This is a genomic window from Mesorhizobium helmanticense, from assembly GCF_003034915.1.
Classification (GTDB): Bacteria; Pseudomonadota; Alphaproteobacteria; order Rhizobiales; family Rhizobiaceae; genus Mesorhizobium; species Mesorhizobium helmanticense.
Map to the genome: position 1 here is coordinate 79,002 of NZ_PZJX01000042.1, position 8,738 is coordinate 87,739.

Annotated in this window: 9 protein-coding genes; 7 read left to right on the plus strand and 2 right to left on the minus strand. The window is 63.0% G+C overall.

Annotation, left to right across the window (positions count from 1 at the left end):
• The first annotated feature begins 16 nt into the window (after positions 1-16).
• Both C9427_RS23105 and C9427_RS23110 read left to right on the plus strand, forming a co-directional pair.
• Positions 17-289: a hypothetical protein gene (locus tag C9427_RS23105; protein ID WP_107651394.1), complete on the plus strand. Its 273-nt coding sequence runs from the start codon at positions 17-19 to the stop codon at positions 287-289.
• A gap of 255 nt (positions 290-544) precedes the next feature.
• Positions 545-835: a hypothetical protein gene (locus C9427_RS23110; protein ID WP_107651395.1), complete on the plus strand. Its 291-nt coding sequence runs from the start codon at positions 545-547 to the stop codon at positions 833-835.
• Between the two features lie 2 nt (positions 836-837).
• Here C9427_RS23110 and C9427_RS23115 read toward each other — a convergent pair whose 3' ends face one another.
• Together C9427_RS23115 and C9427_RS23120 are read right to left on the minus strand one after the other, a co-directional pair.
• Entirely contained in the window at positions 838-1,134 is a 297-nt protein-coding gene (locus C9427_RS23115; protein ID WP_107651413.1) for a VanZ family protein, read from the minus strand.
• Positions 1,135-1,606: 472 nt separating this feature from the next.
• Complete coding sequence (locus C9427_RS23120; RefSeq protein WP_107651396.1) at positions 1,607-2,791, minus strand: Gfo/Idh/MocA family protein; 1,185 nt, start codon at positions 2,789-2,791, stop codon at positions 1,607-1,609.
• A gap of 162 nt (positions 2,792-2,953) precedes the next feature.
• Between C9427_RS23120 and C9427_RS23125 the strand changes: the two genes are divergently transcribed.
• From C9427_RS23125 to C9427_RS23145, 5 genes are all read left to right on the plus strand, one after another.
• Positions 2,954-3,856 carry a MurR/RpiR family transcriptional regulator gene (locus tag C9427_RS23125; protein WP_107651397.1) on the plus strand — a complete coding sequence of 301 codons (903 nt, stop codon included), beginning with the start codon at positions 2,954-2,956 and terminating at the stop codon, positions 3,854-3,856.
• A 79-nt stretch (positions 3,857-3,935) separates the two neighbouring features.
• On the plus strand, positions 3,936-4,718 hold the full coding sequence (locus C9427_RS23130; protein ID WP_107651398.1) for an SDR family oxidoreductase: 783 nt from the start codon (positions 3,936-3,938) through the stop codon (positions 4,716-4,718).
• A complete protein-coding gene (locus C9427_RS23135) occupies positions 4,715-6,523 on the plus strand; it encodes a mannitol dehydrogenase family protein (protein WP_245437151.1) in 1,809 nt (602 codons plus the stop codon). The genes C9427_RS23130 and C9427_RS23135 overlap by 4 nt, the downstream gene beginning before the upstream one ends.
• A gap of 88 nt (positions 6,524-6,611) precedes the next feature.
• The gene (locus C9427_RS23140) at positions 6,612-7,526 is read left to right on the plus strand and encodes a sugar phosphate isomerase/epimerase family protein (RefSeq protein ID WP_107651399.1); all 915 of its coding nucleotides are present in this window, start codon (positions 6,612-6,614) and stop codon (positions 7,524-7,526) included.
• 85 nt (positions 7,527-7,611) lie between these two features.
• The gene (locus C9427_RS23145; RefSeq protein WP_107651400.1) at positions 7,612-8,646 is read left to right on the plus strand and encodes an ABC transporter substrate-binding protein; all 1,035 of its coding nucleotides are present in this window, start codon (positions 7,612-7,614) and stop codon (positions 8,644-8,646) included.
• Positions 8,647-8,738: the final 92 nt, after the last annotated feature.

Below are 8,738 nucleotides of genomic sequence, written 5' to 3' on the forward strand. Positions count from 1 at the left end.
GGCGGGAGGAAAATCAGTGTCTAATCCCCAGCGCGATGTCCGTGGTTATCTGGCCAGCTTTGGCGGAGGAATCCGTGTCGAAATGTTTGAGGCCGACGGCGAATGGGCCGTTCGCGTGATTGAGGATGACGAAGAACGCACATACTCGTTCGTGCTGAAAACCTTCGCCCTCGCCTTCGCCGAGGGCCAGAGGAGCCGCGTAAGACCTCCTGCGGTCGTACAGCTGGAGCGCAATCCACCCCGCCTGTTCGGCTATACCCGCGTGAAGGCCGCGAACGACCGGTACTAGAGCGCCGACCCCAAGCTTTCACGCCAACTGGCGCCGGCCAGCTTTTCAGTGAAACTTCTGCTTTTTACCACCGTATTTGAGAATGACGGCGGGCTGCTCAGCGCTCTCTGAAAAGATCGTTATGCCCGCATACTCTGATCCCTGTGCCAGAAATCCGATCAGGCGTTACAAAAGATAGAAGGCCGGGAAGCAAATCCGTCGAAGCTTCGTTTGACTAACAGCATCACCGCCCATGCAACTTGACTGGACATCGACGTGGCACGCCTGTCCATCGCCAAAGAACTGGAAAGCGCTGCAGATCGCATCACTGAGGTCTCGCGTGGCGATTTGCAGATTATCCTTCGCCGCGCAGCACTGGTGCTCAGGAACGTCTCCGGTATTTCGCTTGAGCCCGCGACAGGGGATGCACTCAACTCCATCGCCACCGAGATGAAGATCGCTCGAGCGGAGCTTATTCAAATCGTGTTGCGTGAGTGGCTGGAAACCAATCCCTATGCGTCAGTCCGGACGCAGGATAAGGAAAGTGAGACGGACGGGATCGCTTAAAGCTACAGGGATCTTCGCTTTTCGTATCTCAGGGCGCCGGTGAAATTCCTGGTCCAGTTCGCGATTTGCAACCCACACGCCATGCCGACGCAGCCGGCAGCCCAGTCCCAGGCATCCCGGTAGCGTCCAATCGGTTGCAAGCCTTGAAGAACCTCGATCGCGGCGGCGGTCAGAACGAGGAGCACAGTCAGCTTTGCCCTGTGGTCCGGCCAGGCAAAAAATCCGATAGTCGCCAACACGGCAAACGCAGCGACGTGATTGAGTTTGTCATGACCAAGGCTGATGGCGATGCCAAGCATCTGCAAAAGCCACCCCGGTGAAAGGGTTAGCAGGAGGACGACAGCCAAGATGGCCAGAAAAGCAATTCTTGCTGTGATGATAGGTGATCCTACATGCGACAAGGTTTGTCAGTCTTTCATCCAAAAAGATCGGGCCCAAGGAACTTGCCCATGACCGCACTTACTGGCTGTAAATTTCACTTTCCAACGGCGCGGCGCATCGGTCAAACGGATGAAAGATAATGAGTTAAGGCAATTCCTGGAAAAGTATGAAACGGTTTCCCGGGAAAGGCGCGTAGTACTTTCCCTAGGGAATTGCGTCAAAGCAAAGAGAGAGAAACGATAATCGCTCAAGCACACGGCAGCGAAGGCCCGAGCCATTAAATGGGGCCGAATTACTTATGTCCCCGCGGCCGATGACCTCGATCGACGGAACACCTTCCGCAAGCCTTCATGCACCGCCCGCTCGATAGTGTCGGCTGAGGCCACACACTCAGGAAAACAAGGCAGGCGTCCAGGTCCCACCGGCGGAGCTTGAAGCGACGGCCGCCGCGACGAACTTTACGCCGCGCGCGCCATCGACGACGTCGGGCACCTGGGCGGCCTGCGCCGGATCGACCACGCCGCCCGAGCGATGGGCGCGGATGATGTCGGCGGCATCGCGGTAGAAATTGGCGAAGGCCTCGATATAGCCCTCGGGGTGGGCTGCCGGCATGCGCGACACCCGCCGGCTCGCCTCGGTCGAGCCATGGCCGCCGCGCACCAGCGTGCGCGTTTCCTCGCCATATCGGGAGAAACGCAGCTCCTCCGGCCGCGCACCGGACCATTCGAGCCCGGCCCTGTCGCCATAGATGCGCACGGAGAGATCATTGTAGTGGCCGGGCGATGTCTGGCTGGCCAGGATGGTGCCGCGCGCCCCACCCGTCCAGCGCACCAGCACATGCGCATTGTCGTCGAGCCGCCGCCCCGGCACCGCGGTGAACAGATCGGCCGAAACCGCCTCAGCCTCGCAGCCCGAGATAAAGCTCGCAAGGTTGAAGGCATGCACGCCGATGTCGGCCAGCACCGCCGATTGCCCGGTCCGCGCCGGGTCGGTGCGCCATTCCGCCTGCTTCTGGCCCTGCGCGTCGATCGGCAGGGTCAGCCAGTCCTGGATATAGGCTGCGTGCACCGAAACGATGCGGCCGAGCTCGCCCGCCGCCACCATCTCGCGCGCCTGGCGGACCATGGCATAGCCGGTGTTGTTGAGCGTGACGACGAATTTGCGGTTTTTCGCCCGCGCCAGCGCCACCAGTGCTTGCGCCTCTGCCAGCGTCGTCGACAGCGGCTTGTCGCAGATGACGTCGATGCCGGCTTCGAGAAAGGCGGTGGCGATCGGTGCGTGCAGATGGTTGGGCGTCACGATGACGACGGCTTCGATGCCGTCGGGCCGCGCCGCCTCCGCCCGCGCCATGGCATGATAGTCGGCATAGCTTCGATCCTGGGCGATGCCTATCTCTTCAGCGGAAGCGGCCGCGTTTTCAGGATCGGAAGACAGCGCACCGGCAACCAGCGCGATCTGGTCGTCGAGCCGCATGGCGAGCCGGTGAACGGCGCCGATAAAGGCATTGCGGCCACCGCCGACCATGCCGACCCGCAAGCGCTGGTGCGTCGATCCGTCCGATGTTGCGTAGACCATTTTCAAGCTCCTCCACCTGTCGCTTCGTCATCCTGTAGTCTCCGCGACGGAGCTCCGCTCCTGCTTCGCTCCAGGAATGACGGCGTTGGGAGGCATACCATTTTCGAACAGGATTTCCAGTTTCCATATTGTAAAACGATTGTATCGCGCTAGCGTGACGCCATGACGGGAACACAAAAATCACCTGGACAATCCATTGCCGACGAGGCGGCGACCCGCAAACGCGGCCGCTCGCTGGCCGCGCTCGGCTACACCAAGCCGCAGACCTATGAGGAACTGCGCGCCGTGCTGTCGTCCGGCACGGTGCATTTTCCAAAGCGCCTGCGCCAGGTCGCCATCTTTCTGTGGCAGCATCCGAGCGATGTCGCTCTGGGCACCATCGCCCAGGTCGCGGAACAGGCCGGCGTGCAGCCCTCGACGCTGGTGCGCTTCGCCCAGATCTTCGGCTATGCCGGCTTTTCCGATTTCCAGGGCCTGTTCAAGGACCACGTCAAGGGCTCCTGGCCCGAAGGACGGGCGCGCGATGGGCAGGAACAGGCCGCCACCGAACCCAACGCCAATCTGCATTTCCTGAACGGCCTGGTCGACGCCTCGCAGGCCTCGCTCGGCCGCATCGACAAGGGCTTCGACATCGCCAGTTTCGAGCGCATGGTCGATCACCTGGCGATGGCCGAGCTTATCTACGTGATCGGCTCCAAGCGCGCCTTTCCCGTCACCACCTATCTCTCGCTCACTCTGTCGCAGCAGGGCGTGCGCAATGTGCTGGTCGACAATGTCGGCTCCACCGCGCTTGACCAGGTCGGCTGTATCGGCACGCGCGACGCGGTGCTGGCGGTCTCCTTCAGCCCCTACAATTCGATCACGCCGGATCTCGTCGCGGTCGCCCATGAGCGCAAGGCGCGCATCGTCACCATCACCGACAGCACGTTTTCTCCCTTGGTCAAGCTCTCGGACACTTGGCTGGAGGTGGTCGAGCAGGATTTCGCCGGCTTCCGATCGCTGGCAGCCTCGCTCGCCGTCGGCATGGCGCTCGTGCACGGCGTGGTCGCGCGGCGCGCCGCTTGAAATCGTCACTGGCATAATTGACTATCGGGAACTATCGTTCCATATTTAGAAAAATAGAAACTTTGTTCCGGGAGGAGGAATGGAGCTTCAGCTCAACGACAAGGTGGTGCTGATCACCGGCGCCACGCAAGGCATCGGCCGCGCGATCGCCGAGGAACTCGCGCGTTGTGGCGCTGGCGGCCTGCTGATCACCGGCCGCGACGAACAGCGCGGCGCGGAGGCCGCGGCTCAGCTTTCCGCCACGGGCGCGCCGACCGCCTTTGTCGCCGCCGAGCTTGCCTACCCTGCTGCCCCGGTGCGGTTGGTGGAAGCTTGCATTGCCCGCTTCGGGCGCATCGACGGGCTGGTGAATGCCGCCGGCCTCACCGACCGCGCTTCCTTCCTCGATGCCGATCTCGACGATTGGGCTTCGCTCTTCGCCGTCAATGCCCGCGCCCCTTTCTTCCTGATGCAGGCCGCCATCGCCGATATGGTCAAGCGCGGGCAAGGCGGCGCCATCGTCAACATCCTGTCGATCAACGCGCATTGCGGTTCGCCGGAACTGGCCGTCTATTCCGCCACCAAGGGCGCGCTCGCCACGCTGACCAGGAATGCCGCCAACGCGCACCGCTTCGACCGCATCCGCGTCAACGGCATCAATGTCGGCTGGACCGACACGCCGGCCGAACGCAAAATGCAGGGCGAGACGCTTGGGCTTGGCCCCGGCTGGCTCGACGCCGCCAACGCCTCGCAGCCCTTTGGCCGCCTGCTGGCGGCGCAAGAGGTGGCGAACCTTGCCGTCTTCCTGCTTTCCGACGCCTCCGGACCGATGACCGGCGCGCTGATCGACCAGGAGCAATGGGTCGTGGGAGCGAACCGGTGAGGGTCGCCGCCGCACCGCTCGAAACGCTCGGCCCGCAATTGCTTAGCCGGCTTCCTCTCGCCGTCCAGAAACCATCCTACGACCGGGCTGTGCTTGCGCGTGGCATGGCGCATCTCGGCGTCGGCGCCTTCCACCGCTGCCATCAGGCAGAATACACCGACGATCTCTTGTCCCACCGTCTGGATTCCTGGGGCGTGATCGGCATCAACATCCGCCCGCCTCATCTCGCGGAGACGCTGGGCCAGCAAGGCGGCCTTTACACGCGCCTGATCCGGCAAGACAATCAGGTCGAGCCACGCGTCATCGGCAGCATCGTCAGGGTCGTCGACAGCCAGGAGAGTGCTGCACCGGCGCTCGAGGTGCTTTCCTCGCCGGATATCGAACTGGTGACCATGACGGTGACCGAAAAAGGCTATTGCCACATTCCCTCGAGCGGCGCGCTCGACCTCGACCATCCTGATATCGTCCACGATCTCGCCAACCCTCGGACGCCGCGCAGCGTGCCCGGCATATTGGCGCGGGCGCTGGAACTGCGCATGGCCTCGCACGGGCGTCCGGTGACACTGCTCTCCTGCGACAACATCCCGACCAACGGCGTCATCCTGGAAAATGTCGTGCAGGCCCTTGCCAGCCGGCGCAACAACAGCCTGGCCGACTGGATATCAGCCAATGTCGCCTTTCCCTCGGCCATGGTCGACCGCATTGCGCCGGCGACCACGCCGGCCGACATCGAGTTGGTGGCGCAGCGTTTCGGCTACCACGACGCCGGCGTCGTCGTCGGCGAGCCGTTCCGGCAATGGGTGATCGAGCAGAAATTCGCCGGCCGCGTGCCGCGCTGGGATCTGGTCGGCGCGACTTTCGTCGGCGACGTCATGCCCTTCGAGCACCTCAAGATGCGGGTGCTGAACGGCGCCCAGACCGCGCTGGCCACGCTCGGCGTGCTGGCCGGCCTTGAACACACCTTTGATGCGATCGCCGACCCGCTGCTCGCCGATTTCGTTCGCCGCATGCTGGTCGAGGAGACGCTGCCGACCCTGATGCCGGTGCCAGGCGTGGAGCCGCTGGCCTATGTCGAGCAGAGCCTCGGGCGTCTACGCAACACCGCGATCCGCCACCGCAATCACCAGATCGCCACCGACGGGTCGCAGAAGATCGTGCAGCGCCTGCTCAACCCGATCCGCGACCGCCTGGCGAAGGGCGAAAGCATCGCGCTTCTGTCGGTGCCGGTCGCCGGCTGGATGGCCTATCTGATCCAGGCTTCGGCACGGTTCGGCAAGCGCTGGCCGGTGTCGGACCCCTATGCCGGCAAGATCGCTGATATAGCCGACGCAACCGGCCATGACCCCGAAGCGCTGGCGGCAGGGGTCCTTGCCATCGACAGCATTTTCGACCCGGGCCTTGCCGGGAACGATGCGTTCCGCAGAGCCGTCACATCAGCCCTTGACCGGCTGCTGTCGAACGATCCGATGGCCGCCGTCAGGCACAGTCTGGAACAAGGCGGCAGGGCAGTGGGTCAGTTTGAAGCCGGAAGAGAGGCGTCTCAATTGATTGATCCTAAACCCATCACGAACGAAAATATTCTGATGGCTCTTGGCATCGTTCTCGTCGAAATTCGCGCGACTGATGATCTATCCAAAGCACGGATGATCGCTGACTCATTTCACAACGTACCGGCCATGATCGCGTCTGGCGCCAGTCCTCAGGATACCTGGGCAAGTGTACTTGGAACCGCTCGCAGGCTTGATATGGAACGATATGTCGTCTGGCTATTAAGACACGTTCAGGCGAGGCAGATTTCAAACTGACCCACTACCGGCGACAGCCACAGGTTGAAGCGGCCGGTACAATCGGCATAGTAGGATCGGTCGTGAATACACGGCCAAGGGAGGCAAAATGAAGCTTGGACTGCTCACCGCACCATTCGCGGAGACGCCGCTCGGCGAGGTTGCAGACTGGTCGAGCTCGGTCGGCTTCGAGGCGCTGGAAATCGCCTGCTGGCCGAAATCTTCCGGCGCCCGCCGGCGCTATGCCGGCACCAGCCATATCGACGCGGCTTCGACGTCGCCGGCGCAGGCCAGGGAAATCGTGGCCTCGCTGGCGGAAAGGAACCTCACCGTCTCCGGCCTCGGCTATTACCCCAATCCGCTGCACCCGGATGCCGCGCATCGCGAGGCGGTCATCGGCCATCTGAAGAAGGTGATCGTGCTGGCCGCCAATATGGGCGTGCCTGTCGTCAACACTTTCTGCGGCGGCGATGCTTCCAAAACCGTCGACGTCAATTGGGAGGAAGCGCTCAAGGTCTGGCCCGCCATCGTCGCCCATGCGCGCGACCATGGCGTCAAGCTCGCCTTCGAGAACTGCCCGATGATCTTCAGCTATGACGAATGGCCGGGCGGCCACAACATCGCCTATTCGCCGCAGATCTGGCGCCGCATTCTCGAAGCCTGGGGCGGCGATGTCGGCATGAATTTCGACCCCTCGCATCTGGTCTGGCAGATGATCGACCAGGCCCGCTTCATCCGGGAATTCGGCCCTTACATGCTGCATGCCCACGCCAAGGACCTGATGATTGATCATGATGGGTTGTATGAGCGCGGAATCCTTTCGGCTGGCATAGGCTGGCAGGTGCCGCGCATGCCGGGGCTCGGCGATGTCGACTGGAATGTCATCTTCTCCGGCCTCTACCGGGCCGGCTATGACGGACCCATCATCATCGAGCACGAGGACCGGCGGTTTGAAGGCAGCGACGACAGGGTCAAGCGGGGTTTCCTGCTCGCCCGCGACGTGCTGCGCCCCTTCGTCAAATGACGGCGCAAAGAGCTTGGCTTTGATCCTGTCGCAGCTCGACAGGATCAGGCCCTGAAACTGAAAAACAAAGTGGAGGAAGTCTGAAATGAAGAAATACCTGACAATGGTCCCGCTGCTTGCCGGCGCGGCCTTCCTGGCATCGGTGGGCGCCTCGTCCGCCGAGGGCAAATACACGATCGGCATCTCCAACACCGTGCAGGGCAATGGCTGGCGCGAGGAGATGGTTTGCGCGATGAAGGCGCAGGCGCTGGCCTCCGGCGAGGTCGCCAAGCTCAACATCGCGCATCGCAACACCGACGCGGCCGGCCAGCTCGAAGACATCCGCAATCTGATCAGCGCCAAGGTCGACGCCATCGTCGTCAACCCGGCCGATCCGGCCGGCATCAAGGCGGGCCTGGAAGAAGCCACCAAGGCCGGCATCGTCGTCGTCGCCGTCGACCAGGCAGTCACCGAACCGTCGGCCTACATCATCTCCAACAACCAGGAGCAATATGCCTATCTCGGCGCCAAATGGCTGTTCCAGCAGATGGGCGGCAAGGGCGAGGTGTTCTACATGCGCGGCGCCGCCGGCGCTTCCGCCGACTCCGACCGCGACAAGGGCTTCAAGAAGGCGCTGGCCGAATTCCCCGACGTGAAGGTCGCGCAGGAAGTCTTCACCGGCTGGCAGCAGGATCAGGCCAAGCAGCAGATGTTGTCCTTCCTCGCCACCGGCACGCCGTTCAACGGCGTGTGGACGTCCGGCATCGACAACGTCATCGTCGACGCGCTGGTCGAATCGCAGGCGCCGCTGGTGCCGGTGGTCGGCGCCGACAATGCCGGCTTCGTCGGCCAGCTGACCTCGGTCAAGGATCTCGTCGGCGCCGCGGTCACCAACCCCGGCTCGATCGGTGGCGCCGGCGTGACGCTGGCGCTGCAGATCCTCGACGGCAAGAAGCCGGCGCAGCAGACCGTTCTGGTCGAGCCGCAGCTCTGGGAGAACGCCACCGAGGAAGGCAAGGCCAAGCTGAAGGCCGCGGCCGATCCGTCGCTCAGCCCGGAATGGCCGGTCTCCATCTCGATCCCGGACTGGACGACATATACCAAGGAGCAGATCGTGGCCTGCAAGGGCCCGGGCGAGTAGGGCGCTGGCTTGAATTGCGTGGCGAGGTCGGCGGGCTGCCGTCCTCGCTATGCAAAGGCATGATAGGTTAGCGCTCTACGGCGCCCCCCTCT